At 69.6% G+C, this 25,757-nt stretch carries 23 protein-coding genes; 13 read left to right on the top strand and 10 right to left on the bottom strand.

From position 1 onward, the window contains the following. Positions 1 to 11 precede the first annotated feature (11 nt). Positions 12 to 620 carry a flavin reductase family protein gene (locus tag ACLHG5_RS05345; protein ID WP_411318062.1) on the top strand — a complete coding sequence of 203 codons (609 nt, stop codon included), beginning with the start codon at positions 12 to 14 and terminating at the stop codon, positions 618 to 620. On the opposite strand, the gene ACLHG5_RS05340 is transcribed toward ACLHG5_RS05345, so the two are convergent. The 3 genes from ACLHG5_RS05340 to ACLHG5_RS05330 are packed head-to-tail and all read right to left on the bottom strand — an operon-like array spanning position 595 to position 3,644. Further along, positions 595 to 2,322 carry a glycosyltransferase family 39 protein gene (locus ACLHG5_RS05340; RefSeq protein WP_411318061.1) on the bottom strand — a complete coding sequence of 576 codons (1,728 nt, stop codon included), beginning with the start codon at positions 2,320 to 2,322 and terminating at the stop codon, positions 595 to 597. The two genes, ACLHG5_RS05345 and ACLHG5_RS05340, sit on opposite strands and share 26 nt — an antisense overlap. A gap of 9 nt (positions 2,323 to 2,331) precedes the next feature. Further along, a complete protein-coding gene (locus tag ACLHG5_RS05335; RefSeq protein ID WP_411318060.1) occupies positions 2,332 to 3,054 on the bottom strand; it encodes a ferredoxin reductase in 723 nt (240 codons plus the stop codon). Further along, positions 3,051 to 3,644, bottom strand: a complete 594-nt coding sequence (locus tag ACLHG5_RS05330; protein ID WP_411318059.1) for a sulfite oxidase-like oxidoreductase — start codon at positions 3,642 to 3,644, stop codon at positions 3,051 to 3,053. Before ACLHG5_RS05330 ends, ACLHG5_RS05335 begins: the two co-directional genes overlap by 4 nt. Positions 3,645 to 3,735: 91 nt before the next feature. Between ACLHG5_RS05330 and ACLHG5_RS05325 the strand changes: the two genes are divergently transcribed. Next, positions 3,736 to 5,133, top strand: coding sequence for an MFS transporter (locus ACLHG5_RS05325; RefSeq protein WP_411318058.1), 1,398 nt, complete (start codon positions 3,736 to 3,738; stop codon positions 5,131 to 5,133). A 48-nt stretch (positions 5,134 to 5,181) separates the two neighbouring features. Here ACLHG5_RS05325 and ACLHG5_RS05320 read toward each other — a convergent pair whose 3' ends face one another. The 3 genes from ACLHG5_RS05320 to ACLHG5_RS05310 are packed head-to-tail and all read right to left on the bottom strand — an operon-like array spanning position 5,182 to position 8,084. After that, positions 5,182 to 6,015, bottom strand: coding sequence for a UbiA family prenyltransferase (locus ACLHG5_RS05320; RefSeq protein ID WP_411318057.1), 834 nt, complete (start codon positions 6,013 to 6,015; stop codon positions 5,182 to 5,184). 4 nt (positions 6,016 to 6,019) lie between these two features. Further along, positions 6,020 to 6,991 (bottom strand): alpha/beta fold hydrolase, encoded by a 972-nt coding sequence (locus ACLHG5_RS05315; protein ID WP_411315187.1) that lies wholly within the window; start codon positions 6,989 to 6,991, stop codon positions 6,020 to 6,022. A gap of 1 nt (position 6,992) precedes the next feature. Then, positions 6,993 to 8,084 carry an FUSC family protein gene (locus tag ACLHG5_RS05310; RefSeq protein WP_411318056.1) on the bottom strand — a complete coding sequence of 364 codons (1,092 nt, stop codon included), beginning with the start codon at positions 8,082 to 8,084 and terminating at the stop codon, positions 6,993 to 6,995. Positions 8,085 to 8,118: 34 nt separating this feature from the next. Between ACLHG5_RS05310 and ACLHG5_RS05305 the strand changes: the two genes are divergently transcribed. After that, positions 8,119 to 9,156: a zinc-binding dehydrogenase gene (locus ACLHG5_RS05305; protein WP_411315189.1), complete on the top strand. Its 1,038-nt coding sequence runs from the start codon at positions 8,119 to 8,121 to the stop codon at positions 9,154 to 9,156. Between the two features lie 19 nt (positions 9,157 to 9,175). Here ACLHG5_RS05305 and ACLHG5_RS05300 read toward each other — a convergent pair whose 3' ends face one another. Next, positions 9,176 to 10,993, bottom strand: a complete 1,818-nt coding sequence (locus ACLHG5_RS05300; protein ID WP_411318055.1) for a glycoside hydrolase family 15 protein — start codon at positions 10,991 to 10,993, stop codon at positions 9,176 to 9,178. A 17-nt stretch (positions 10,994 to 11,010) separates the two neighbouring features. Between ACLHG5_RS05300 and ACLHG5_RS05295 the strand changes: the two genes are divergently transcribed. Both ACLHG5_RS05295 and ACLHG5_RS05290 read left to right on the top strand, forming a co-directional pair. Continuing rightward, positions 11,011 to 12,447, top strand: a complete 1,437-nt coding sequence (locus tag ACLHG5_RS05295) for a glucose-6-phosphate dehydrogenase (protein WP_411318054.1) — start codon at positions 11,011 to 11,013, stop codon at positions 12,445 to 12,447. A gap of 9 nt (positions 12,448 to 12,456) precedes the next feature. Next, positions 12,457 to 12,960 (top strand): DUF427 domain-containing protein, encoded by a 504-nt coding sequence (locus ACLHG5_RS05290; protein WP_411315192.1) that lies wholly within the window; start codon positions 12,457 to 12,459, stop codon positions 12,958 to 12,960. Positions 12,961 to 13,006: 46 nt separating this feature from the next. Here the strand turns inward: ACLHG5_RS05290 and ACLHG5_RS05285 are convergent, their stop codons facing one another. Then, the gene (locus ACLHG5_RS05285) at positions 13,007 to 14,053 is read right to left on the bottom strand and encodes an App1 family protein (protein ID WP_411315193.1); all 1,047 of its coding nucleotides are present in this window, start codon (positions 14,051 to 14,053) and stop codon (positions 13,007 to 13,009) included. Positions 14,054 to 14,207: 154 nt separating this feature from the next. On the opposite strand from ACLHG5_RS05285, the gene ACLHG5_RS05280 reads away from it, so the two are divergent. From ACLHG5_RS05280 to ACLHG5_RS05260, 5 genes are all read left to right on the top strand, one after another. Continuing rightward, positions 14,208 to 14,852, top strand: a complete 645-nt coding sequence (locus tag ACLHG5_RS05280; RefSeq protein ID WP_411318053.1) for a TetR/AcrR family transcriptional regulator — start codon at positions 14,208 to 14,210, stop codon at positions 14,850 to 14,852. 195 nt (positions 14,853 to 15,047) lie between these two features. Beyond that, the gene (locus ACLHG5_RS05275; RefSeq protein ID WP_411316296.1) at positions 15,048 to 15,932 is read left to right on the top strand and encodes an ABC transporter ATP-binding protein; all 885 of its coding nucleotides are present in this window, start codon (positions 15,048 to 15,050) and stop codon (positions 15,930 to 15,932) included. Continuing rightward, positions 15,929 to 16,678: an ABC transporter permease gene (locus ACLHG5_RS05270; protein WP_411318052.1), complete on the top strand. Its 750-nt coding sequence runs from the start codon at positions 15,929 to 15,931 to the stop codon at positions 16,676 to 16,678. The genes ACLHG5_RS05275 and ACLHG5_RS05270 overlap by 4 nt, the downstream gene beginning before the upstream one ends. Positions 16,679 to 16,686: 8 nt before the next feature. Continuing rightward, positions 16,687 to 17,454, top strand: coding sequence for an ABC transporter permease (locus ACLHG5_RS05265; RefSeq protein ID WP_411315196.1), 768 nt, complete (start codon positions 16,687 to 16,689; stop codon positions 17,452 to 17,454). Next, complete coding sequence (locus ACLHG5_RS05260; RefSeq protein ID WP_411318051.1) at positions 17,455 to 18,399, top strand: glycine betaine ABC transporter substrate-binding protein; 945 nt, start codon at positions 17,455 to 17,457, stop codon at positions 18,397 to 18,399. It begins immediately after the preceding gene. A gap of 34 nt (positions 18,400 to 18,433) precedes the next feature. Here the strand turns inward: ACLHG5_RS05260 and ACLHG5_RS05255 are convergent, their stop codons facing one another. Then, positions 18,434 to 19,093, bottom strand: coding sequence for a DedA family protein (locus ACLHG5_RS05255; protein ID WP_411315198.1), 660 nt, complete (start codon positions 19,091 to 19,093; stop codon positions 18,434 to 18,436). Beyond that, a complete protein-coding gene (locus ACLHG5_RS05250; RefSeq protein ID WP_411318050.1) occupies positions 19,090 to 19,932 on the bottom strand; it encodes an aminotransferase class IV in 843 nt (280 codons plus the stop codon). Before ACLHG5_RS05250 ends, ACLHG5_RS05255 begins: the two co-directional genes overlap by 4 nt. Before the next feature lie 110 nt (positions 19,933 to 20,042). Here ACLHG5_RS05250 and leuS point away from each other — a divergent pair, with 110 nt between their 5' ends. The 3 genes from leuS to ACLHG5_RS05235 all read left to right on the top strand — a co-directional run bounded on the left by leuS (position 20,043) and on the right by ACLHG5_RS05235 (position 25,726). Continuing rightward, complete coding sequence (gene leuS, locus ACLHG5_RS05245; protein WP_411315200.1) at positions 20,043 to 22,607, top strand: leucine--tRNA ligase; 2,565 nt, start codon at positions 20,043 to 20,045, stop codon at positions 22,605 to 22,607. 108 nt (positions 22,608 to 22,715) lie between these two features. Then, positions 22,716 to 23,384, top strand: a complete 669-nt coding sequence (locus tag ACLHG5_RS05240; protein WP_411318049.1) for a ComEA family DNA-binding protein — start codon at positions 22,716 to 22,718, stop codon at positions 23,382 to 23,384. Further along, complete coding sequence (locus ACLHG5_RS05235; RefSeq protein WP_411318048.1) at positions 23,381 to 25,726, top strand: ComEC/Rec2 family competence protein; 2,346 nt, start codon at positions 23,381 to 23,383, stop codon at positions 25,724 to 25,726. Before ACLHG5_RS05240 ends, ACLHG5_RS05235 begins: the two co-directional genes overlap by 4 nt. The last annotated feature ends 31 nt before the right edge of the window (positions 25,727 to 25,757 follow it).

Raw genomic sequence — 25,757 nt, 5'->3', positions numbered from 1 at the left:
AAGGACCACTCATGACGACCTCCGACACCCCGGCCACGACCGACTCCGAGTCGGCCCCCGCTATCACCGGCCGCATCAACGTGCTGGATGACGGCGAAGCAGTCCTCTCGGCGGACGAGTTCAAGGCGGCCTTCCGCAATCATCCCGCCGGTGTCGCCGTCGTGACGGCCGACGCGGGCGAGGGGCCCGTCGCACTCACCGCGACGTCGGTGTTCTCCGTGAGCGCCGAGCCGCCGTTGCTCGTGTTCTCCCTCTCGGCGCAGTCGTCGAGCACCCCGACCCTCGTGCGCGCGTCGACCGTCGTCGTGCACCTGCTGGCAGCGGCGCAATTGCCCATCGCGGTGCTCGGAGCGACGAGCGGCATCGATCGGTTCGCCGACACGTCGCTGTGGTCACGTCTCGAGACGGGTGAGCCCTACTTCGTCGACGCCCCCGTGTGGATCCGCGGGCGGGTCGTCGACCGCATGCACGCGGGTGCGTCGACCGTGCTCGCCGTCGAGGCTCTCGAAGCGAAGTCCCCCGAGCGCGGAAGCCCCGAGGCCGACGCCGACCTCTCGAGGCCGCTCGTCTACCACAACCGCACGTGGCACGTGCTCAGCGACGACTCGAAACTGAGCTGACCCCCGAGTCTGGCGCGGTCTCGACGCGCGCCTCGCGGCGTTCGGCCTCGATGACGTCGAGTTCGCGACTCTCCCGCTCGACGAGCTCGCGGCCGCGCGCGGTGTTCACGACGAGTTCGACGAGCAGATAGAGCGCGGCCGCCGCGAGGATTCCCCAGACGGGGATGGTGACCCACGGTTCGACGGGCGACCACGCGACGACATCGTCGATAGTCGCGAGGGGTGATCCCCACCGGGGGCTGCCGTAGTGGTAGCTCAGACCCCGCGCCACGCTTCCGAGGGTGAGCGCGAGGGCCGCGAGTCCGAGGATGAGTGGCACGATCCACGCCGCACGCCGTCCTGAGAGCCTCCCGAGTCCGAGGGCCACGACGAGAGCGAGCACCGTGATCGTCGAATAGAGGTAGCGCCCCTGCACTCCCGCGACGACACCGGTCTGCATCGTGAGTCTCGTGACGGAGAGCACGAGGATGGCAAGGGTCATGACCATCGGCACGACGAGAAGAATCACGTCGAGGGGGCGGACGCCGCGAGGGGGCCGCACGAGGCCGACGATGAAGGGGATCGCGACGATCGCCGTGAGCACGAGGAGGAGCACGTTCGGGAACGCCTCGGAGCCGTATTTGATGCTCAATTGGGCCCAGAACCTCGACGGGAACAGTTCGACGAAGGCCGCACCGATGTCGGGGAGGACCTCGCCGACGGGGAGGGGGCCGTCCTCGAGCTCGCGGCGATGACCCGCGGGCTGCACGGTTCCGTAGACGAGGACGTTGCGCACCCACCACCACGCTCCGAGTGGCACGCTCACGACGAAGGCGGAGAACGACACGAGCCACGGACGCAGCGACCGCGAGCGCGCCGCGGCGACGAGGTAGGCGAGGAACGCGACGGCGACGAGAGGGAGCGCCCACGCTTTCGTGAGCAGCGCGAGCGCTCCCGCGAGCCCCAGGGCGAGTCCGACCCACCAGCGGCGGTCGCCCGTGACGACGTGGGCGATTCCGAGGAGGGTGAGTGCGGCCGCGAGGTTGAGCAGGTTGTCGTTGTTGACGGCGCCACCGAAGGCGCCGAGCTGCGGAACCGCGCACACGGCGAGCGCGGCGCCCGCGATCACGCCTCGACGGGCGCCGAGCCGTCGCGCGATCGCGGCGGCGATGAGAGGCAGGGGAGTGATGAGCGCGACGGAGATGACCCGGAGGGCCAGGATCGCCTGGTCGAAGGCGATGCCGTCGGGGAGGGCGCCGTAGACCGTTCCCGTGAGAATCGCGTAGGCGGGGGGATGCTGACCCGCCTTGTTGATCCTCGTCGGGTGGTCTCCCGGGGTGAGCTCGTCGAACGAGACGCGCTCGGACCGTGGCGTCGCGTTCTCGTCGGTGAGCGACGGGCGAACGATGACGTCGGGATCTTCGCCCCAGCGGAGTCCCGCGGGTGAGAACACCTCGGGGATGGCCGCGCGCAGCGGGAGTTCCTTGTATCCGGGCCACTCCCCGGTCTCCGACCACGAGATCGCCGCCGAGACGTGGTCGTACTCGTCGGCGGAGCGCAGGGTCGGCATCGCGACAGACCAGGTGAGTGACGTCGCCGCCATGAAGAGCACGGCGGCCCACACCAGGCGGGGAAAACCCACCCTGCCGGCGCGGCCGCCCTCGGGCGCTGCGCTGCGACGCCCCCGACGGGGTGAGGCGGTCGTGTCGGGCGCGTCGAGCATCCTTCAACCCTAGGTGAGACCGCCGTACCTCTCGGTGCGCACGAGGGCGGGGTCGTGACCGGCGTCGACGAGGATCGTCGCGATCCTCTCGACGAACGGCGTCGAGCCGCACACGAAGACCGCGGCGCCGACCGACGGCGGGAACACCGCAGACGCGAGGCTCGCGGCATCGAGTCGCGCGGGAGCCGTCGGCCACGACTCGGGGGTGTTCCTCGTGAAGGCCCAGGTCACATCGAGGGCGGGATCCCGCCGCTCGAGCTCGAGGATCTCGGGTCGGAAGAGCGCGTCGGCGGGGGAGCGAACGGAGTAGAGCGTACGAAACGGGGCTGAGCTCGCGACATCGGCGTGGGTGCGCATCATCGCCATGAGGGGGACGATGCCCGAGCCCCCTCCGATGAGCTGCACGGGCCCCGGCTGATCGCGCCTCCAAACGAACCATCCGCCCGTCGGCCCGCGGATCTCGAGCCGGTCACCGATCTCGACTCCGTCGACGAGGTACGGCGAGACCTCGCCGTCGTCGAGTCGATCGACGGTGATCTCGAGGAGGCTCGAGAGGGCGGAGGTCGCGATCGAATACGAGCGGACCGCCGTGTAGCCGTCTTCCGCCGTGAGACGGACATCCACGTGCTGACCGGGGATGTGCCCCGACCAGCCCTCGACGTCGAGCGTGAGGGTGCGCGAGCGGTCGGTCTCGATGCGCGCCGCGACGACCGTCGCGACGGACCAGGTCACCAATAGCGCTGCTCGAGGAAGGGGTCGCCGTACATGTGGTAACCGTTCTGCTCCCAGAAGCCGGGTTCGTCGTTCTCCATCAGGCGGATGCCCGCGACCCACTTCGCGCTCTTCCAGAAGTAGAGGTGCGGAACGAGCAGCCGCGCGGGACCGCCGTGCTCCGGTTCGAGCGGTTCGCCCTCGAACTCCGTGGCGATCCATGCCTTGCCGTCGAGGAGGTCGGCGAGGGGCAGGTTGGTCGTGTAGCCGCCGTAGCTCGAGGCCATCGTGAACTCGGCGCTCGTGTCGACGTCGGCGAAGAGCGTGTCGAGCGGAACGCCGCGCCACGTCGTGCCCAGTTTCGACCAGCTCGTGACGCAGTGGATGTCGGTCGCCACGTCTTCGACTCCGAGCGCGAGCATCTCGTCCCACGACCACCGGTGGCGTTCACCCGATTCGGTCGTGATCGTGAATTGCCACTGGTCGGTGTCGATGCGCGGCGTCGGCCCCGCGGAGAGCACGGGGAAGCTCTCGGTGACGTACTGGCCGGGAGGGAGACCCGGTGTGTCCGGTCGGCGTCGTCCCGAGAACCCGGAGTTGAAGAAGCCCATGTGGCACCACCCTGTCGATGTCGATCGTGGTCGATCGACGCTCAGCTTAGCGATCGCCCTCGCGGGGAGTGGCCGGGGGCATACTGTCCCTGTGACCCGGGATCAGCGCCTCATTCTCACGATCGCGGTACTCGCGTCCTTCGTCGCGTTCCTCGACGGCTCGGTCATCACTGTGGCCCTCCCCGCCATCGGCGAGGACCTCGGCGGGGGGCTCACGACGCAGCAGTGGGTCGTCGACGCCTACCTCATCACTCTCGGTTCGCTCATCCTCGTCGCGGGGTCGCTCTCCGACGTCTACGGGCGCGTGCTCGTCTTGCGCTGGGGGCTCGTGGGCTTCGGCCTCACGTCGGTGCTGTGCGCCGTCGCGCCGACAGCGGAGATCCTCATCGTCGCGCGAGGGCTCCAGGGCGTCGCGGGGGCGCTGCTCGTTCCGAGTTCGCTCGCCCTCATCCTCTCGGCGTTCCGCGGTGCCGCCCAGGCGAAGGCGATCGGCACCTGGACGGCGTGGACGAGCGGTGCGTTCATCGCGGGCCCGATCCTCGGCGGGCTCTTCGTCGACTTCCTGTCGTGGCGGCTCGTGTTCGGGATCAACGTCGTGCCCATCGCCGTGACTCTCGTTCTGCTCGCGATGGTCGATCACCGGGACACCCGGGACCGCTCGGGGTCCGTCGACCTCGGGGGAGCCGTGCTCGGCGTCGTCGGGATCGGCGCCCCGGTCTTCGCGCTCATCGAGCAGGCGAACTTCGGGTGGTCGAGCCCCGTCGTCGTCGTGCCCCTCGTGGTCGGTATCGCCTCGTTCGTCGCGTTCGTGTGGCGTCAGCGTGTCGCTCGAGAGCCCATGATGCCGCTCTCGCTTTTCCGCGTCCGCAATTTCACTGTCGGCAACATCGCAACGTTCTTCGTCTACGCCGCCCTCTCGCTCGGGGGATTCATCGTCGCGGTCTTCCTGCAGCAGTCGGCGGGGTATTCGGCGACCCTCGCGGGTGCGGCCTTCGTGCCCGTGACGTTCATGAACATCGCTCTCTCGACCCTGTTCGGTTCGCTCGCCGGTCGATACGGTCCGCGCCTGTTCATGTCGGTGGGGCCGATGGTCGCGGGCATCGGATACCTGCTCATGCTCGCGATCGACGAGGATGCGCCCTACCTCACGACGGTGCTCCCGGGCGTGCTCGTGTTCGGTCTCGGGCTCTCCATCACCGTCGCCCCTCTCACTGCCGCGATTCTCGGGTCCATCAGCGAGCGTCAAGCCGGCATCGGTTCCGCGGTCAACAACGCCGTGTCGCGCGTCGCGGGGCTCATCGCCGTCGCGGTTGTGGGGGTCATCGTCGGTGCTCAACTCGACGTGGAGGGCCTGCATCGCGGGCTCGTCTGGACGGCCGCTCTGCTGTTCGCGGGCGGAACGGTGTCGGCCATCGGCATCCGCCGAACGCCGAGTCGGAGTGCACCGACGACCGGGTCGATCCCCCTCCCCGAGCACCCGCAGCGCTAGAGGCGCGACGCGCTGTTCCGCGCGCGGGGTCGGAGGCACCCGACCCGGTCAGGCGACGAGGCGGTCTCCCACGAGCGCGAGCATCCCGACGGTCACGAGGGCGGCGAGCATGATGAGGCGGAACTGGGTGCGCGAGGGCGGTCGAGTCAGGGCGAGGGTCAGACCCACGGCGGCGATGCCGACGAGCACTCCGAACCCCACGACGACGGCGACGGGAGCACCGTCGGATGGCCCGACGAGAGCGAGGGTCGCCGACGCGAGGAGAGCGATCCACGTGAGGGTTCCCGTCGTGCGCGCGCCGAGGAGGTGGGGGAGACCGCGCACGCCCGTGCGCCGATCGTCGTCGAGGTCGGGAAGCACGTTGGCGAAGTGCGCGGCCGCGCCGAGGGCCGCACCGACACCGAGGGCCCATGCGCCGGGCCACGCGGGCTGAGCGAGCGAGAGCGTGACGATCGCCGGGAGGAGACCGAAACTCACGAGGTAGGGAACGAGCGACGCGAGAGTGCGCTTGAGCCCCGCGTTGTAGAGCCACGCCGAGGCGATGAACACCGTGTGCGCGACGGTCGCGAGCACTCCGAGCGGGAGGCTCGCGGCGACGGCGACGATGGCCGCGCCGATGGCGGTGCTACGAGCGACCGCGGCCGACACGGCTCCCGTCGCCACGGGCTTGTCGGTGCGCCCGACCGTACGATCGCGATCGGCGTCGATCCAGTCGTTCGAGATCCCGACGGATGCCTGCCCGAGGAGCATCGCGAATCCGAGCACCCCGATCCGCCAGGGCTCGAGGCCCACGCCGATCGCGAGCACGACGGTGACGAGAGTGACGACGACGGTGGGCCCGGGGTGCGTCGCCCGTGCGAGGGCGCCGATGGTCGACGACATCCGCTCATGCTAGGCCGAGCGCGCGCAACACGGCGCGAGGGCGCTCGATGGTCGCGAAGTGACCGCAATCCTCGATGACCGTGACCCGACTCCCGGGAACGGCGGACTCGAGTTCCGCGAGATCACGATCCGTGACGAAGACATCACGGTCGCCCCGGGTCGCGCGCACGGGACACCGGATGGTGCTCCACTCGCTGCGGGGGTCGTATCCGCGCGTCGCGTCGGCGGCGATCACGAAGGAGCGCGGGCGCAAGTCGCGCGCCGTCGCCTCGATGAGCGATCGCGGGATGCGCCGAGCGTGACGGAACAGGGGAGCGAAGATCACGCGGAGGAGGCCCGTGCGCCCGACGAGCACGACGAGGCGCCGACCGACGACGCCGAATCGTGCGAGCGATCTCATGACCCCGAGGAGCATCGTGAAGGCGGGCACGTCGCGGAAGTGGCGCACGGGGTGCTCCACGCTGCGGATGACCGCGAAGGTCGTGCCGGAGATCATGCCGACGCCCGCGGTCTCGTGCGGCGATCGCGCCGCAAGTTGCATCGCGACGAGTCCACCGAGGGAGTGGCCGATGACGGTCCACGAGGTGTAGCCGAGGGACCGCGCGGCCTGCGCGACGAGGGCGGCGACCGCCGTGATGCTCACGACGCTCTCGTCTCGCGTGAGCTCGGCGTCGCCCCACCCGGGGAGGTCGACGAGCACGGGATCGGCGACGGCGACACCCTCGGCGGCCGCCGCACGCAGGAGCGGCGTCCACGTGGTCCACGTGCCCGCGGCGCCGTGCAGGAAGATCGTCGCGTGCTCACCCGTGCGGGTCGCGTGATGTCGGGCCACGCATGACCCGAGCTCGCTCACGACCGTCGACGCGACGAGATCGAACGCGCGAGGGTCGATGTCGAGGTCCCACTCGGCGTAGGGCTCGGTGACAGGGTCAGTGCCGCTCCGGGATCGACCGTCGCCGGCGTGGCCGTTCCACACGTCAGCGATCCTCGGCTCCGATGATCTCCTCGCGCACGCGCCGCAGGTCTTCCATGAGCGACCCGATGAGGATCCAGTTCTCCGGGTCGGGGCTCGTCACGACGAGAGGTGCCGTGAGGGCCGGGATGTCGGCGGGGCCGGGAGTCGCCGACGCGCCGTCGGGGGCGGGTTCTCCGCGACCGGTGCGCGTGATGCGGGGTCCCGTCGCGCCGTCGCGTCGGGCGACGAGCTCGACGTCGTGGGCCACGCGCTCGAGCTCGGTCGCGATGCGTTCGAGCACCGGGTCGGAGTGGTCTCGCGGGGTGAATGTGTCGTGCACCGCGCGCGTCATGAGGATCACGCGGGTCACGAGCGGCGACATCCGTTCGGTGAGGCGCCGGTCGCGCGCGATCGACTCGCGATGCCGGGCGGCGCGGGGATTGAGCGCGAGGGACTCGTCGGCGTCGTCGAGCGCGGTGCGCGCCGTCTCGAGCAGGTCGCGGAGGGCCCGCGCCCGCTCGAGCTGCGCGTCGAGGTCCGAGCGCGACTGCGCCCGGAGGAGGGACCCGGCGAGGTCGTCGAACGCCCGCGCGAGGGCGGAGGTGAGCCTTTCGACCGCGAGCCGCGCGGGGGCCACGCGCACGGGCGGCACGATGAGTGCGTTGACGACGAGCCCCAGCGTCGCCCCGATGATGGTCTCCACGATGCGCTCGACGGCGTAACCGGGGGTCTGCGAGCCGAGGGCGAGCACGAGCATCGCACTGATCGGAATCTGGTTCGATGAACCGGGCGTCAGTTTCAGGGCCCACGCGATGAGCAGCGACGCCGCGATGACGAAGAGGATGACCCACGTCGCGGCACCGAAGACGGCACCGGCGAGCGCCGCGAGGAGCACTCCCAGCACGACGCCGATGCTGCGCTCGACCCCCTTGGCGAGAGACTGGTTGACACTCGGTTGCACGACGAGGAGAGCCGCGATGGCGGCGAAGATCGGGAGCGGCTCACCGAGCGCGAGGCTCGCGACGATCCACGCGAGAACAGCGGCGACCGAGGTCTTGAGCACCTGGAGAAGCGGTCCCCTCGTCGCCTGGCGGAAGAGGGCGAGGGAGCGCATCCCCTCAGGCTAAGCCCGCGGGTAGGGTGAGCGGATGAAGGCAGCGATCCTCCACGCTCCGTTCGACATCCGCGTCGCGGAGGTCCCCGACCCCCAGCTGTCGAACACGCGGGACGCGGTCGTGCGCATCACGCGCAGCAGCGTCTGCGGGAGCGATCTGTGGAACTATCGCGGCATCAACGACGTCATCCGCGGCTCGCGGATCGGACACGAGAGCATGGGCGTCGTGGAGGCCGTCGGCCGCGACGTGCGATCGGTCGCGGTCGGCGACATCGTGCTCCTGCCCTTCGCGGCGAGTGACGGCACGTGCCCCGAGTGTCTCGCGGGCTTCCCGGTCGCGTGCCGCAACGCCGTCGCGTGGGGGCGCGGCGGCTACGACGGCGGGCAGGGCGAGAAGATCCGGGTTCCGTTCGCCGACGTCAATTGCTTCGCCGTCCCCGACGACGGTCTCACCGATTCGATGCTCACGGCCCTCCTGCCTCTCACCGACGTTTTGAGCACGGGCCACCACGCCGCTCTGTGTGCGCGCGTCGAGCCGGGCTCGACGGTCGTCGTCGTCGGTGACGGTGCGGTCGGGCTGTGCGGCGTCGCGGCGAGCCGGCGGCTCGGTGCCGGGCGCATCATCCTCGTGAGCACGAGAGCGGATCGCGCAGCCGTCGGGCGTGACTTCGGTGCGACCGACGTCGTCGCGGCCCGCGGTGGCGCGGCGGTCGCGCGCGTGCGGGACCTCACGGGTGATCTCGGCGCCGACAGCGTGCTCGAGTGCGTCGGCACCGACGACGCGTTCGGCACGGCCCTCGGAGCCGTGCGCAAGGGCGGTGACGTCGGGTTCGTGGGAGTGCCCCACGGCGTCCGCGACCTCGGGGTCTCCCGGCTCTTCCGTGCGGGCATCGGGGTCAAGGGCAGCCCGGCACCCGTCGCGCGCTACATCCGGCAGCTCATGCCCGACGTGCTCGCCGGCTCTCTCGACGTCTCGGCGATCTTCGACCTGACCGTGAGCCTCGACGACATCGCGGCGGGGTACCGCGCCATGGACGAGCGGACCGCGGTCAAGGCCCTCGTGCGCACGTGAGCGCCCGCGGCGTCTCGGGTCAGCCGTGCGTGACGGCGGGGATCCCCGCGGCCGCGGCGGCGATCGCGTCGGCCGCCCGCACGAGCGTGAGGTGGGTGAGCGCCTGAGGGGTGTTGCCCGCCTGCCGGCCCGCGCCGACGTCGTACTCTTCGCTCAAGAGGCCGACATCGTTGGCGAACGAGAGCAAGCGCTCCATGAGCGTTCGGGCGTCGTCGACGCGTCCACTTCGCGCGTACTGCTCGACGAGCCAGAACGAACAGCAGAGAAACGGATGCTCACCGCCCTCGAGGCCGTCGACGCCTCCGTCGGTGCTGTAGCGCGCGAGCACGCCCTCGGTCATGAGCTCGCTCTCGATCGCGGCGACGGTGCCGAGCATCCGCGGGTCCGTCGCCTCGAGGTACCCGACTTGCGCGAGCTGCAACAGGGAGGCGTCGACACCGGTGCTCCCGTAGTACTGCGTGTAGGTTCCGCGCTCCGCGTCAAATCCGTGGGCCTCGATCTCGTCGCGGATCGCCGATCGCAATCGTCGCCACCGGTCCACCGGCCCGTCGAGCCCGTGCACGTCGACCGCTTCTATCGCGCAATCGACCGCGGCCCACAGCATGACGCGCGAGTGGGTGAAGTGGCGCAGCGGCCCCCGCACCTCCCAGATGCCGTTGTCGGGGCGCTGCCAGTTCGCCTCCACGACCGTCATGAGCGCACGCTGCAGAGGCCAGGAGAAGCGCGTCTCCTCGATGCCGACCCTGCGTGCTTCGCGCAGGGCGATCATGACCTCACCGAACACATCGGCCTGATACTGCTCGAAGGCGTCGTTACCGACGCGCACGGGGCTCGCTCCGTCGTACCCGGGGAGGGAGTCGATTTCGCGCTCGGTGAGGCGACGCTCGCCCGCGATGCCGTACATGATCTGCACGTCTTCGGGGTCGCCCGCGATCGCCCGCAGCAACCATCCCCGCCACGATTGGGCCTCGTCGGTGAACCCGTGGTCGAGGAGCACGTGGAGGGTGAGCGCCGCATCGCGCAACCACACGTAGCGGTAGTCCCAGTTGCGTGATCCGCCGAACTGCTCGGGGAGGCTCGTCGTGACGGCCGCGACGATGCCGCCCGTGTCGGAGTGGCTGAGCGCACGCAAGACGAGCAGCGATCGGTGCACCTCGTCGCGGTAGCCGGGAGTCGGGGAGCACCGGGCCGCCCACTCGCGCCACCACGCGACGGTCGCGTCGAGGGCGGTGTCGACGTCGAGAGGCCCGGGGGTCTCCCGGTGCGAGGCGAACCACCGCAGCTCGAGATCGACGACTTCACCCTCGGTGACCGTGAACGATGCGCGGTGGCTGTCACCGTTTGCGTGCAGCCGCGGACCGCCCCGCACGCACAGAGCGTCGGGGCCGGCGATCGCGACGAGCGCGTGTCGACCGTGCCCGGAGGTGGTCTGCCGCATCCACGGGAGCGCGGCGGCGTAGTCGAATCGCACGGAGAGTTCGTGCGTGAACTCGACGCTTCCGCGCACACCCCGCACGCGCCTCACGACGTCGGTGTGGTGGTCGCCTCGCGGCATGAACTCGGTCACTTCGGCCTCGCCCGTCGCGGTGACCCAGCGCGTCACGAGCACGAAGGTGTCATCGAGGTAGTGCCGCGAGGTCTCGACGACGACGCCCGCGGGTGCGAGCAACCACCGACCGTGCGTGTCGTCGCCGAGGAGAGCCCCGAAGGTCGACGCCGAGTCGAACCTCGGGAGGCACAACCAGTCGATGCTGCCGTCGCGAGCGATGAGAGCCGCGGTGCGGCAATCGCCGATGAGCGCGTAGTCCTCGATCGGGGAAGGCATCCGCTCATCCAACCAGTTAGCGTTGTCGGATGGAATCTCCCACACGCTCGTTCGTCATCCTCGGCGCCGGGGGAGACCTCACAGCGCGCCTCCTCCTCCCGGGCGTGGCGCAATACCTCGCGAGCGCTCGCGGTCTGCCCGTGCAGCTCGTCGGCGCCGGACTCGACGAGATGAGCCCCGAGGCGTGGAAGGAGCGCGTGAGCGCGTCGTTCGCGGCGAGCGGTGCGAGCGGCGACCTCGTCGATGCCGCCCTCGAGTCGACCGTCTATGTGCAGACGGACGTGACGGATGCCGCCGCCCTCGCCGCCCTGCTCGAGCAGTGTGTGGGCGTGCCCGCCCTCTATTTCGCGCTCCCGCCCGCCGTGACGATCGCGTCGTGCGCGGCGCTCGAGGGCGTGTCGCTTCCCGATGACACCGTGTTCGCTCTCGAGAAGCCCTTCGGAACCGACCTCGAGAGCGCCAAGCAGCTCAACGCGCAGCTCGCCAAGCTCGTTCCCGAGAGCCGCATCCACCGCGTCGACCACTTCCTCGGTAAGTCGACCGTGCTCAACCTGCTCGGCTTGCGGTTCGCCAACCGCATCTTCGAGCCGCTGTGGCGCAGCCAGCACATCGAGCGGGTCGAGATCGTCTTCGACGAGACCCTCGCCCTCGAGGGCCGGGCGGGCTACTACGACAAGGCAGGCGCCCTCGTCGACATGATTCAGAGCCACCTGCTGCTCGTGCTCGCTCTCGCGACCATCGAGCCGCCGTCGAGCGTCTACGCCGACGACCTGCGCGGGGCGATGGCGCAGGCCCTGCGGGCGACGCGCGTCTGGGACGACGACGCCGTCGCGTCCTCTCGCCGCGCGCGGTACACCGCGGGCACGATCGACGGCAGAGACCTCCCGGCATACGAGACCGAGGACGGCGTCGAACCCGCGAACGAGACCGAGACCCTCGCGGAGATCGTCGTGGCGATCGACAACTGGCGGTGGGCGGGGGTGCCCTTCGTGATCCGCTCCGGCAAAGCTCTCGACGACATGCGCAAAGAGATCATCGTGACCTTCAAGGAGGTCCCGCACCTGCCGTATGGGTTCGAGGGCAAAGCCGGGCCCGAGCGCTTGCGCATCGCGCTCACGCCCGATCGCGTCGAGCTCGACATCAGCATCAACGGCGAGGGTGATCCGTTCAGTCTCGACAGCGTGAGTCTCGCGACGGAGTTCGGCGCGGGAGACCTCGGACCCTATGGAGAGGTGCTCGCGGGCATCCTGTCGGGAGATCCGACACTCTCCGTGCGCTCGGATGCGGTCGAGGAGTGCTGGCGCATCGTCGAACCCGTGCTCGCCGCTTGGCGTTCGGGCTCGGTCGCCCTCGACGACTACGCCGCGGGGTCCAAAGGACCCGAGGTCTGGAACGACGGTTTCGCCCTCGCTCCCTATCGCCGTTCCGACGCGGACTCCCAGGGGGATCGCCGCCGACAGGCATAACCTCGCGGCATGAGACGAGAGCGCATCGTGCGGACCGAACCCGGACCCGGCCAGGAATCGGTGTGGGATTACCCGCGGCCTCCGCGAGTCGAAGCGGTCGACGATCGCGTGACCATCACCCTCGGCGGTGTTCTCGTGGCCGACACCACTCGCGCTCAGCGCGTGCTCGAGACGAGTCATCCGCCCGTCTTCTACATTCCGGAGGACGACTTCGCTGCGGGGAGCCTCGAACCCGCCCCGGGGAGTTCGTGGTGCGAGTTCAAGGGGCGCGCGCGCTACCTGAGCGTGCGCGGAGGAGACGTCGTCGCGGAGAGCGCCGCGTGGACCTACCCGACGCCGACCCCCGCGTTCACCTCGCTCGCCGGGACCATCGCCGTCTATCCCGGCCGGATGGACCGCTGCACCGTCGGAGACGAGACGGTCACCGCGCAAGACGGCGACTTCTACGGCGGCTGGATCACCTCGACCGTCGTCGGCCCGTTCAAGGGGGCGCCCGGAACGCTCGGCTGGTGACGCGCGACCCTCGCCGCCGGAGATGCGCCGTGACGTCGCCCGCGCGCTAGAGGATTCCGGCCTTCTCCAGCTGCTCGGCGAGCCCCGCGCCGTCGGGGGCGAAGAACCACGGCGCGTGACCCTCGACGGTGCGGGCCTCCGCCCTCGACCGCCCACCGGCGAGCACGGCCTCGCTCGTCGAGAGCTGCCGGATGCACACGGCCTTGACGTTCTCGGGATGACTCTCCAGGAAGTTGCCGTAGGTCGTCTCGTCGTGCTGGCCGTCGTCGCCGATGAGAAGCCACTTCATGCTCGGAAACTCATGGGCGAGTCGCTCGAGGGTCGACCTCTTGTGGTCGGTGCCGCTCCGGAACCAGCGGTCGTGGGTCGGCCCCCAGTCCGTCAGGAGCAGGGGACCCGCGGGGTAGAGGTTGCGCGAGAGAAAGCGCGTGAGGGTCGGGGCGACGTTCCACGCGCCCGTCGAGAGGTAGATCGCCGCAGCGCCGCGATGCTCGCGCGTGAGGCGCTCGTAGAGCACGGCCATTCCCGCGACGGGTCTGCGCGCGTGCTCGTTGACGACGAAGGTGTTCCACGCGGCGAGGAACGGGCGGGGGAGGGCGGTGACCATCACGGTGTCGTCGATGTCGGAGATGATGCCGAAGTCGACGCTCGTGTCCACGACGAACACGGGAGCGTCGACAGGGTCGGAGCCCTCGCACGTGATCTGCGCGGTGTGCCAGCCCGGCGCGAGCTCGACCTCGATGCGCGCGTCGATCACGCCGCCGCGGTCGGCGACCACGGCGTGCTCCGTGCCGTCGATCGTCACGACCACGTCGACATCCGTCACGGGCACGCTCGTGAAGCTGCGCCAGCCGCGGATGCTCGCGTAACCGCCGTTCTTGACCGACCGGGTCGTGAGCAGAACGCGACCGAGCACGCGCACCCACCCGGGCGCTCCATACCCCGTGTAAGGGATGACCGTCGGCTCGAGGCCGCGACGGCGCGCCCGCTTCTCGCGGAAGTCGTGGAAGGAGTCCTCCATGCGTGCGGCGAAGTGGATGATGGGCTCCGCCGCGGCCGCCGCAGTGGGCACGCCCTGTCGAGTTTTCGCCATGCGGCCAGTCTTTCACGCGCCACCCCCGTATTCAGGCGGCACGGGGCGGGACGGGGCCGCCGAGAGGGCGCCGATGAGGGTCTCACGCAGTTCGAAGCGGTATCATCCACACGTATTGCGCAAGCAATTCTGCTCCCCGAACAAAGGAGTCGCCGTGTCGACTGCAACCCGCTCCGAAACCCCGTCGAGCGTGCCTCTGTTGCGCAACGCCCCCGTGCAAGCGCGCAGCAATGCCCGACTGACCTCGCTGCTCGACGCGGCCGCCGCGGTCATCGCCGAGTCGGGGTACGAGAGGCTCACGACGGCCATGATCGCCGAGCGCGCCGGTTCCTCCATCGGAACCGTCTACCGGTATTTCCCCGAGCGCATCGCGGTGCTCCACGCACTCGCGGCCCGAGCGATGGAGCGTTTCGAGTCCGACGGCGTGCCCGCGATCGAGGCGGGCGCGCGGCGATCGTGGACGGCGGCGGTCGACGCGCTCGTCGAGTTCTGGATCGATCAGAGCCGTGTCGAACCGGGGTTCCGCTCGCTGCGATTCGGCGATGTCCTCGACCTCCGCCCTCGAGAGACGGAGGTCGCGGCGAACGCCGTGATCGCGTCGCGCGTCGCAGACATCCTCCGCTCCGAATCCGCACTCGAGTCGAGTGACATCGAGCCGGCGCTCGAGGTCGCGATCGAGATCTGCGACGCGCTCGTCGCTCGGGCATTCGCGTTCGACGGCGAGGGAGACGACGTCTTCGTCGCCGCCGCGAGATCGGCTCCACGCGACTATCTGCTGTCGCGGTTCCCGGCAGCCTGAGCCCCCCTCGGGGCCGGATGCCGACTCGTCGGCGTCCGCTGGCCGATTCGCGAACCCCCTCGCCGCGGGAGCCTGCGAAACATCACAGATCGCTGCGAGAGGCTCGCGTCGTTTGCCGGTCTCTCGCTCGAAGTGGTTATGTTGTTCCTCCGGCACGTGTCGATTCGTGACAACCCACGAGGAATGAGCCCACCTATGATCGAGTTCCGCTCGGTGACAAAGCAGTTCGCTGACGGAACGGTCGCGGTAGATGACTTCTCCCTCGTGATCCCGTCGCACAAGGCCACGGTCTTCGTGGGATCGTCCGGCTGCGGCAAGACGACGATCCTCCGCATGATCAACCGGATGATCGAACCGACGTCGGGGCAGATCCTCATCGACGGCGTGGACATCTCCCAGACGCCCAAGGTCGGATTGCGACGCAGCATCGGGTATGTCCTCCAGGCCGCGGGGCTCCTGCCTCACCGCCGGGTCGTCGACAACGTCGCGACGGTCCCCGTGCTCAACGGCGTTCCGAAAGCCCGGGCGCGAGCCGAAGCGCTCGACCTGCTCGACAAGGTCGGCCTCGACCGCTCGCTCGCGACGAAGTATCCGCGGCAGCTCTCCGGCGGTCAGCAACAGCGCGTGGGTGTCGCGCGGGCGCTTGCGAGCGACCCGAACATCCTGCTCATGGACGAGCCCTTCGGCGCGGTCGACCCGATCGTGCGTGCCGACCTGCAGGTCGAGCTCAACAGGCTGCAGCGCGAACTCGGCAAGACGGTCGTCTTCGTGACACACGACATCGACGAGGCATTCACGCTCGCCGACCAGGTCGTCATCCTCAAGAAGGGCGGGGTCATCGCGCAAGCGGGCTCGCCCGGCGAGATCCTCGCGAACCCCGCAGACGATTTCGTCGCGAGCTTCATCGGGGCGGACAAGGGCAAGCGCGAGCTCCACCTGCAGGAGCGTGTGGGAGACAACGGCACCACCCTCGTCGTGGACCGCGACGGCAGACCGGCGGGTATCCTCGCGCCGAACCCCGAGGCGAAGGCCGGCCGAACGGCGCCGGGTGCTAATGCGCAGGGTGCGGACGCGTCGTGAACTGGGCGCTGTCGAACATCGACCTGATCCTCGAGGTGACCCTGACGCACATCCGACTCGCGGTCATCCCGATCGTGCTGAGCTTCGTGCTCGCGATTCCCCTCGGATGGCTTGCGAACCGCAACGCGACACTGCGCTCGATCGTCATCACGAGCGGAAGCCTGCTCTACACGATCCCGTCGCTGCCGCTCTTCGTGGCCCTCCCGGTCATCATCGGAACCCGGGTGCTCGACGAGACGAACATCATCGTCGCCCTGACGATCTACGGCGTCGCCGTCATGGTGCGATCCGCGGCCGACGCGCTCGCCTCCGTCAACCCTGCGACCGTCGACGCCGCGAGCGCGATGGGGTTCTCCACCGCGGCACGATTCTGGCGCGTCGAGTTGCCCCTCGCCGGACCCGTGCTGCTCGCGGGCATCCGGGTCGTCTCGGTCTCGACGATCGCCCTCGTGTCGGTGGGGAGCATCATCGGTTCGCGCAACCTCGGATACCTGTTCCTCAACGGTCGGCAGAGAGACATCATCGAGGAGGTCGTCGTCGGGATCGTCATGACAGCGCTCATCGCGATCGTCTTCGACGTGATCCTCGTGCTCGTCGGGCGCGCGCTGCTCCCGTGGAACCGCAAGGAGATCGCTGCGGCGACGGGTGACGCGGTCGTCGCCCCCGACACCCGGGCGCCCACGCCCGTCGGTTCGTCCGCCGCCGGTTCGGCGTCCGCGCGTGACTCGGGGGGTGACGACCGATGAATCTCATCATGAGCGCCCTGCAGTGGTTGTTCGACCCGGCGAACTGGGCGCCGGGCGGGCAGAGCCCCTTCCCCATCGGCGACCGCATCCTGGAGCACCTGGCGTACACCGCGATCTCGGTGCCGATCGCCGCGCTCATCGCGCTCCCTCTCGGCTTCTACATCGGGCACACCGGTCGCGGGCGGCAGTTCGTGATCGCGGTCACCGGCGCCGCGCGGGCGCTCCCCGCGCTCGGTGTCCTCATCGTCGTGACGATGTTCCTCGGCGGCTTCCTGTCGTTCACCGTGGGAGCGTTCCTCGGCTCGATCCTCGCGTTCGTCATCCTCGCCATCCCCTCGGTGCTCGCCGGGGCGTACTCGGGGCTCGAAGCGGTCGACCGCCAGACGATCGACGCCGCCCGAGCCAATGGGATGACCGAGCTGCAGATCCTCGTGCAGGTCGAGATCCCCCTCGCGCTCCCGCTCATCGTGGGCGGCATCCGCTCTGCGGTGTTGCAGGTCGTCGCCACCGCGACGATCGCCTCCTACGCGGGGCTCGGGGGGCTCGGCCGCATCATCTCCAACGGCATCGGGCTCAACGACTACGACCGCATCCTCGGCGGTGCGATCCTCGTGATCGCGCTCGCCCTCGTGCTCGACGCCGTCTTCGCCGCGCTGCAGCGGGCGACAGCTACGCGCGGTGTCACGCCGAACAAGCGAGAAGAGAAACGCAGACTTCGTGAGCAGTCAACCGGACAGCTCGCGCAGGTGGGTTCGCCCACCGACGAAGGGAAATGAATGATGTTCACAGCACACAAGAAGGGCCGAGTCGCGCTCGTTGCGATCGTGGCAGGGGCGACCGTCGCTCTCGCAGGGTGTTCCAGCGCCGACCCCACGGCCCCGTCCGACGATGTCGCGAGCGGCGACACGATCGTCGTCGGATCGTTCGCCTTCCCCGAGAGTGAGATCCTCGGTGAGATCTACGCTCAGGCACTCGTGGCCGAGGGATACGAGGTCGAGACCTCGTTCAACATCGGGCCCCGCCAGCAGACGATCCCCGCCCTCCAGGACGGGTCGATCAACCTCATCCCGGAGTACAACGGCAACCTGCTCGCGTACTACGACACCGAGTTCGAGGAGCGCACGACCGAAGACGTCGATGCCGCGCTCGTCGACGCGATCGCCGAAGACGACCTCCAGATCCTCGAGTCGGCCGAAGCCGAAGACAAAGACGCCTACGTCGTCACCTCGGAGACCGCCGACGAATTCGGTCTCGAATCGATCGGCGACCTCTCGGAGCTCGTGCCGTTCACGCTCGGCGCCAACCCGCAGTTCGGTGACCTCGGCTACGGGATCCCCGGACTCCGCGACGTCTACGGCGTCGGCACCGACTCCGGCGACGTGACCTTCCTCCCGATCGAGGACTTCGGCGGACCCGACACCGTTCGTGCGCTCGTCGACGGCACGGTTCAGGTCGCGGACATCTACACGACGTCTCCGGCGATCGTCACCGAGGACCTCGTCGTGCTCGACGACCCCGAGAACCTCATCGCGGCGCAGAACGTCGTTCCGCTCCTCGCCTCGAGCGTCTACAGCGACGAACTCGCCGAGGTGCTCAACGGCATCTCCGCCGAGCTCACCACCGACGACCTCATCGCGCTGCGCGACCGGGTCGAGGGTGACGAGCAGGCATCCCCGTCGGTCGCGGCGGCGGACTGGCTCGACGAGAAGGGTCTCATCTGACGATCGGATGAGAACACGCGAGGGGCTCGGTCGACTATCGACCGGGCCCCTCGTCGTTGACGAGCATGTGTCGCTCCTCGCGGCGTTCGAGCACCTTCTTGACGACGACGACCACGAGGGTGAACGCGATGAGGATGCCGACGAAGATGTAGGCCGCCCCGTGCAGGCTGTCGGCGAGCTCGCGATACGTGCCCCCGGCGGCCGCTCCGACGGACACGTACGCGGCGGACCACAGGATGCACGCGGGGATGGTCCACGCCATGAAGACGCGATAGCGCATCGTGCTCATGCCGACGGTGAGCGGGATGAGCGAGTGGAGCACAGGCAGGAATCGCGAGATGAAGACAGCGATGCCTCCTCGTCGCCCGAGGTAGTTCTCGGCCCGCACCCAGTTCTTCTCGCCGATGCGAGCCCCCAGCCAGCTCGCGCGGATGCGCGGCCCGAAGTACCTCCCGAGGGCGAAACCGATGCTCTCACCGCACAGGGCCCCGACGACGACGGCGATGAGGAGGGCGAAGTACTCGAGCACACCGTCGACGGCCGTCGCCGAGACGATGACGATCGAATCTCCCGGAACGACGAGGCCGATGAGCACGGATGTCTCGAGCATGATGCCGATGCCCGCGAGGAGAGTGCGGAGCACCGGATCGACGTCTTGCACGAAATCGAGGATCGTGCCGAGGAGGTCATTCACGCCGCCACCGTACCGATCGGACGTGACAACCTGCCGAGTCTCGCCCGCCACAGCGCGAGTCGCCCGGGTAGCTCGGCGGGAGAGGGTCCATCGACCCAGCTCGCGACGATGCGGATGCCGTGCAGCGCGTTGACGGCCCAGATCTCGAGCCCGTCGAGATCGGCGGGGGTCGCCGGGTCGTGGATGACCTCGACCCCGAGGGCGGCCGCGAGGGCGAGGATCGACGCCTCGGTCACGCTCGGGATGCGCTCGAGATCGGCGGGAGGGACGCACAGGGTGTCACCGCGCCACCACAGGAGAGACGAGTACCCGCCCTCGACGACGAGGCCCTCGGGAGAGAGCAGCACGATCTCCTCGGCGCCGCGCGCCCTGCCCGCGTCGCGCGCGGCCGCGAGAGCCTCGAGATCGGGGCCCTTGACCGTCGGTGTCGATCGCGGGTCGTGCCCGAGATATGTCGCGACCGTGACGGAGAGCGCGCGATCGGGCGCCGGTCGCAGAATGAATCGTGCGAGCAGGCCGCCTCCCGTATCGCGCAGCTCGACCCGGGGAAACCAGTCGCCCTCGAGGGGCACACGGTCGATGACCGCGCCCCAGAACGCGTCGAGGTCGAGGTCGAGGTCAGGGCCGGCGCCGGGCCCTGTCGCGGCCGCGACCGCGGCGTCGAACCGAGCGCGGTGCACGGCGATCGCCGCGACGGCGCCGTCGGACACGAGCCACGAGTCCGCGGCCACCACGGGCCACGCGGCGGCGGGCGTGTCGGGGGCGTCGTCTGCCTGCTCGACGAGCTCTCCGGACGACCACGAGAAGGTTCGGCGTGCGACATCACGATCGGCGACCATGAACATAGGGTAGAGCGGCTCGCGGGCACGAGAAAACGCGCTGCCGCGCGTTTAGTAGCCTTGACCGGGCGCAGCGTCGCCCACACCCCCTTGCACCGAAGGAAACACTCATGGCACACGACCAGACGCACGACGAGCAGGGCGGCTACGACATCGCGGCCCTGCAGGAGAAGTGGCTCGCTCGGTGGGAAGAGCTCCGGCCGTTCGCAACCGACGATCCCGACGACAAGCGCCCGCGCAAATACATCATGGACATGTTCTCCTACCCCTCGGGAGACCTCCACATGGGGCACGGCGAGGCCTACGCCCTCGCAGATGTCGTCGCGCGCTACTGGCGCCAGCAGGGGTTCAACGTGCTGCACCCGGTCGGATGGGACTCCTTCGGACTGCCCGCCGAGAACGCCGCCATCAAGCGCGGAGTCGACCCCCGCGAGTGGACGTATGCGAACATCGCCGAGCAGAAGGCCTCGATGCGCCGCTACGCGACATCCGTCGACTGGGACAGGGAGATCGCGACGAGCGATCCCGAGTACTACAAGTGGAACCAGTGGCTGTTCCTCAAGCTCTACGAGAAGGGCCTCGCCTACCGCAAGGAGAGCTGGGTCAACTGGGACCCGGTGGACCAGACCGTGCTCGCGAACGAGCAGGTGCTCGCCGACGGAACCTCCGACCGCTCGGGCGCCGTGGTCGAGAAGAAGAAGCTCACGCAGTGGTACTTCAAGATCACCGACTACGCCGACCGTCTGCTCGACGACCTCAACCAGCTCGAGGGGTCGTGGCCCGCGAAGGTCATCACGATGCAGCGCAACTGGATCGGTCGTTCGGCGGGAGCCGACGTCGACTTCGTGATCGAGAACCGGGAGGAGAAGCTCACGGTCTTCACGACGAGGCCCGACACCCTCCACGGGGTGACCTTCATGGTCGTCGCTCCGGACTCCGACCTCGCCGCCGAACTCGTGCGCGACGCGACACCGGAGATCAGACACGCTTTCGCCGAGTACCTCACCGCGGTGCAGAAGACGAGCGAGATCGATCGTCAAGACGCCACGCGCGAGAAGACCGGTGTGTCGCTCGGTCGGTTCGCGATCAACCCCCTCAACGGCGAGCGCATCCCCATCTGGGCCGCCGACTACGTGCTGAGTGACTACGGCCACGGCGCCATCATGGCCGTGCCCGCGCACGATCAGCGCGACCTCGACTTCGCCCGTAAGTTCGGGCTCCCGGTGCGCGTCGTGCTCGACACGAACGCGCCCGTCACGGGTGCCATCCCCGTCATCCCGCTCGACGACGAGGGTGTGCCGGTCTGGCCGGACGACCAGCCGGCACTCGACCCCGCGAGCACGGGAGTCGCGCTCGTCGGCGAGGGACGGATGATCAACTCCGGGCCCCTCGACGGGCTCAGCAAGTCGAACGCGATCCGCCGGGTCACCGAGCAGCTCACCGCCGCCGGAACGGGGCGCGCCGCGAAGAACTACCGCTTGCGCGACTGGCTCATCTCGCGCCAGCGCTACTGGGGCACCCCCATCCCGATCATCCACGGTGCCGACGGCGAGCTGGTTCCCGTTCCCGAAGACCAGTTGCCCGTCGTGCTTCCGCCGACGGAGGGTCTCGACCTCAAGCCGAAGGGATCGTCGCCCCTCGGAGCGGCCACAGGGTGGGTCGAGGTCGAGCATCCGGTCACGGGGGAGAAGGCCCTCCGCGACCCCGACACCATGGACACCTTCGTCGACAGTTCGTGGTATTTCCTGAGGTTCTTGAACCCGAAGGACGGCTCCATGGCGTTCGACCCCAGGGAGGCCGACAAGTGGGCTCCCGTCGACCAGTACGTCGGGGGAGTGGAACACGCGATCCTGCACTTGCTCTACGCGCGCTTCATCACCAAGGTGCTCTTCGACCTCGGATACGTGAGCTTCACCGAACCCTTCAGCTCGCTGCTCAACCAGGGCATGGTGCTCTCGGGCGGCTCGAAGATGTCGAAGAGCAAGGGCGGGGTGAGCCTCGGCGGCGAGATCGAGAAGTACGGCGTCGACGCCATCCGGCTCACGATGGTCTTCGCGGGCCCTCCCGAAGACGACATCGACTGGGAGAGCGTCTCTCCCGCCGGGGCCGCGAAGTTCCTCGCCCGGGCCTGGCGTCTCGCCGATGATGTGACGAGCGCGCCCGACGTCGACTGGAAGAAGGGCGACGTCGCGTTGCGTCGTGCGACCCACCGGTTCCTCGCCGACGCGCCGGGGCTCGTCGAGTCGTTCAAGTTCAACGTCGTCGTCGCTCGCCTCATGGAGCTCGTGAACGTCACGCGCAAGGTCGTGGACTCCGGGGCCGGCGCGGGCGACCCCGCCGTTCGGGAAGCGACGGAGACGGTCGCTCTCGCACTCAGCCTCTTCGCGCCGTACACGGCGGAGGAGATGTGGGAGAAGCTCGGCTACCCCGCATCGGTCTCGCACTACGGCTGGCGCAAGGCCAACCCCGTGCTGCTCGTGGAGGAGGCCGTGACGGCCGTCTTCCAGGTCGACGGCAAGGTGCGCGACCGCGTCGAGGTGACCCCCAAGATCGGCAAGGACGAGCTCGAGGAGCTCGCTCGCGCGTCAGCCGGGGTGACGCGAGCGGTAGGGGAGCGGGAGATCGTCACGGTCGTCGTGCGCGCCCCGCGCCTCGTCAACATCGTTACCCGCTGACCCGGGGGGCGGCCTCGAGCCGCCCCTCCCCAGCGACATCCTGCCCGCGTGAGTCACCGCGTCGCACTCGCGGGCGTGCCGGGGCGCACGCCGGTCTAGCGTTCCGACATGTCCTCGGCCGCCCGACTCGTCGCGGCGCCCCGGTCGCGCGTGCGCACGACCGTCGGTGCCGTGGTCGTGCTCGTGCTCGTCGCGGCGGTGACAGCGGTCATCGTGTTCTCCCTCGGCCACCGGGGCAGCACGACGGTCATCGAGCCGGGTCAGGCTCCATCGGACGCGGTGGATGCCGACGGGTCGCCGTCGGGAGACACCACGGGCTCCGACGGCACCCCGAGTGCGCTCTTCGTGCACATCCTCGGGGCCGTGAGCGACCCCGGCCTCTACGAGCTCCCGTCCGGGGCTCGTGCCGTCGATGTCGTCGCCGCTGCCGGAGGGTTCACCGACGATGCCGACCGGGCGGGTGTCAACCTCGCGCGACTCGTGTCCGACGGCGAACAGATCGTCATTCCCGCGGTGGGCGACGACCCGCCCGTCGCAGGCCCGGGAGGCTCTCCTCCCGCGGGCATCGGTTCGGGCGGGGGCGACGCTCTCGTCAATCTGAACACGGCGGACGCCGCGGCCCTCGACACTCTCCCGGGTGTCGGACCGGCGACGGCGGCGAGCATCCTCGAGTGGCGGGAGACCAACGGCAGGTTCGAGTCGGTCGAAGATCTCCTGAGTGTGAGCGGAATCGGCGAGAAGACCTTCGCCGACCTCGAGCCACTCGTGACGATATGAGAGGGGATGCCCGACTCGCGGTGCCCGCGGCGGTCGCGTGGGTCACGACGGCCGTGAGCATCGGCGCCCCGTCTGCCCTCGCGGTCGTGGCGGTCGTCGCGTTCGGGGCCGCCGGTGCCGGTGCCGCGACCGTCCTGATACTCCGCTCGGGCCGACGGCGCGGAGTCCTGGCTGTCGTCACCCTCGCTGCGGCCGCCACGGGTCTCATCGTCACGAGCGCTGTCGCGACCGCCCCGCACCGGTCGCCCGAACCGCTCGAGGCCGCCGCTCGAGAGGGCCGCTTCGTGTCGCTCGTCGTGACCTCGGAAGAAGAGCTCGTCGGCGCGAGCACCTCGTGGCTCGCCACGGCCACGCGAGCAGACATCGGAGCGGAGTCGACGATCGTGCGGGTGCCCGTGCGGATCGTCGGGGGCGTGGTCGCGCCGGGCACCGACGGGGGCGACCGCGTCGCGCTCGGCTCGACCCTCGAGGTCCAGGGCACGCTCATGTCGACCGACCCCGCCGACGCGACGCCGTTCGTCGTGTTCGCGCCGGGGGAGTCCCGGGTGCTCACGCGACCGGAGGGGATGCTCGCGGCGACGAGCGCACTGCGGGCGGGTTTCCACGATCTCGCGATCGCTCTCCCGGGAGACGGGGGTGCGCTCCTCCCCGGCCTCTCGATCGGCGACACCTCGGCCGTCGACGACACCCTCGACGACGCGATGAAATCCAGCTCGCTGAGCCACCTCACGGCGGTCTCCGGGGCGAACTGCGCGATCGTCGTCGGGCTCGTCATGGCGATCGCCGGGGCCGCGCGCGCTCCGATGCTCGCGCGGATCGCGCTCGCGGTCGTGGCGCTCGGAGGTTTCGTCATTCTCGTCACGCCGGAACCCAGCGTGCTCCGCGCGTCGGTCATGGCCGTGACCGTGCTCCTCGGCATCACCTCCGGTCGGGCCTCGCGGGGCCTGCCGGTGCTCGCGGTCGCGGTGATCGTGCTGCTCACCCTCGATCCGTGGCTCGCCCGCGACTTCGGGTTCGTACTGTCGGTGCTCGCCACGGCCGGTCTTCTCGTCGTCGCGGCGCCCGTGAGCGACGTGCTCTCGACCGTCATGCCGCGCGCGCTCGCCGTCGTGCTCGCCGTGCCCATCGCGGCTCAACTCGCGTGTCAGCCCGTGCTCATCCTCCTCGAACCGTCCATTCCCGTGCTCGGCGTCCTCGCCAACGTGCTCGCCGCTCCCGCGGCCCCCGTCGCGACCATCGTCGGGCTCGCGGCGTGTCTTCTCGAGCCCGTCATCCCCGTGGTCGCGACGGGACTCGCGTGGATCGCCTGGGTGCCCGCGGCGTGGATCGCGGCGGTCGCGACGTCGGTCGCCGCGTCACCGTTCGCGACCGTCGAGTGGACGCCGGGACCCACGGGCGCACTCGCCCTCGCGGGCGTCACGCTCGTCGGGCTCCTCGGCGTTCTCGCGCTGCGGTCGGAGCGTCGTCGGATCCGCTTCGCCGGCGTGGCGGTTCTCTCGGTGTGCGTCGTCGTCGGTTCGACATCGGGCGTGACCTCGCGCGTGCTCGAGCACGTCGATCGCCCTCACGACTGGACGATCGCGGCGTGCGACGTCGGTCAGGGCGACGCCATGGTCGTGCGCAACGGGGGCGAGGTCGCCCTCATCGACACCGGTGCCGACCCGCTCCTCCTCGACGCGTGCCTCGGGGATCTCGGGATCGATACGATCGACCTCCTCGTGCTGACGCACTTCGACCTCGACCACGTGGGCGGGGTGCCCGCGGTCATCGGCCGTGCAGCCCGCGTGCTCACGGGTCCTCCCGACGACGACGCCGAAGCGCTTCTCCTCGACCTCCGGAGAGGTGGAGCCGACGTCGACGAGGTCCGTGCGGGGCAGACGGGCACTCTGGGGGAGCAGACCTGGGGTGTGCTGTGGCCCCCCTCGCGAGCGCAGACACCCGCGGGCAACGACGCGAGTCTCGTGATCCACTGGAACGGCGATTGTGCTACGTGTGCGAGCGCTCTCTTCCTCGGCGATCTCGGCGAAGAGTCGCAGCGGAGGCTCCTGGGCGCCAACGCGATCACGCCCGTCGACGTCGTCAAGGTGGCGCACCACGGCTCGAGCGACCAGAGCGCCGAGCTCTACGACACTCTCGCCGCCGCCCTCGCACTTATCGGGGTCGGCGAGAACGACTACGGGCATCCCAGCAGGCGTTCCCTCGACATCGTCGAGAGCACCGGCGGCACGGTCGCGCGCACGGATCGGCACGGACTCGTGCTCGTGACCAAGCAGCGCGACGGGCGTCTCACGGTGTGGAGCGAGCGCGCGAGCGGCTCGGACGATGTCGGCGATGCGGATTAGGGTTGGGGGCGTCGCTGACCTGAACCCACCC

It is taken from the genome of Marisediminicola sp. LYQ85 (genome assembly GCF_046600695.1).
Taxonomy (GTDB): Bacteria; Actinomycetota; Actinomycetes; order Actinomycetales; family Microbacteriaceae; genus Marisediminicola.
The sequence above is the reverse complement of the archived record's forward strand: the minus strand, read 5'-3'. Positions and strand labels throughout refer to the sequence as shown.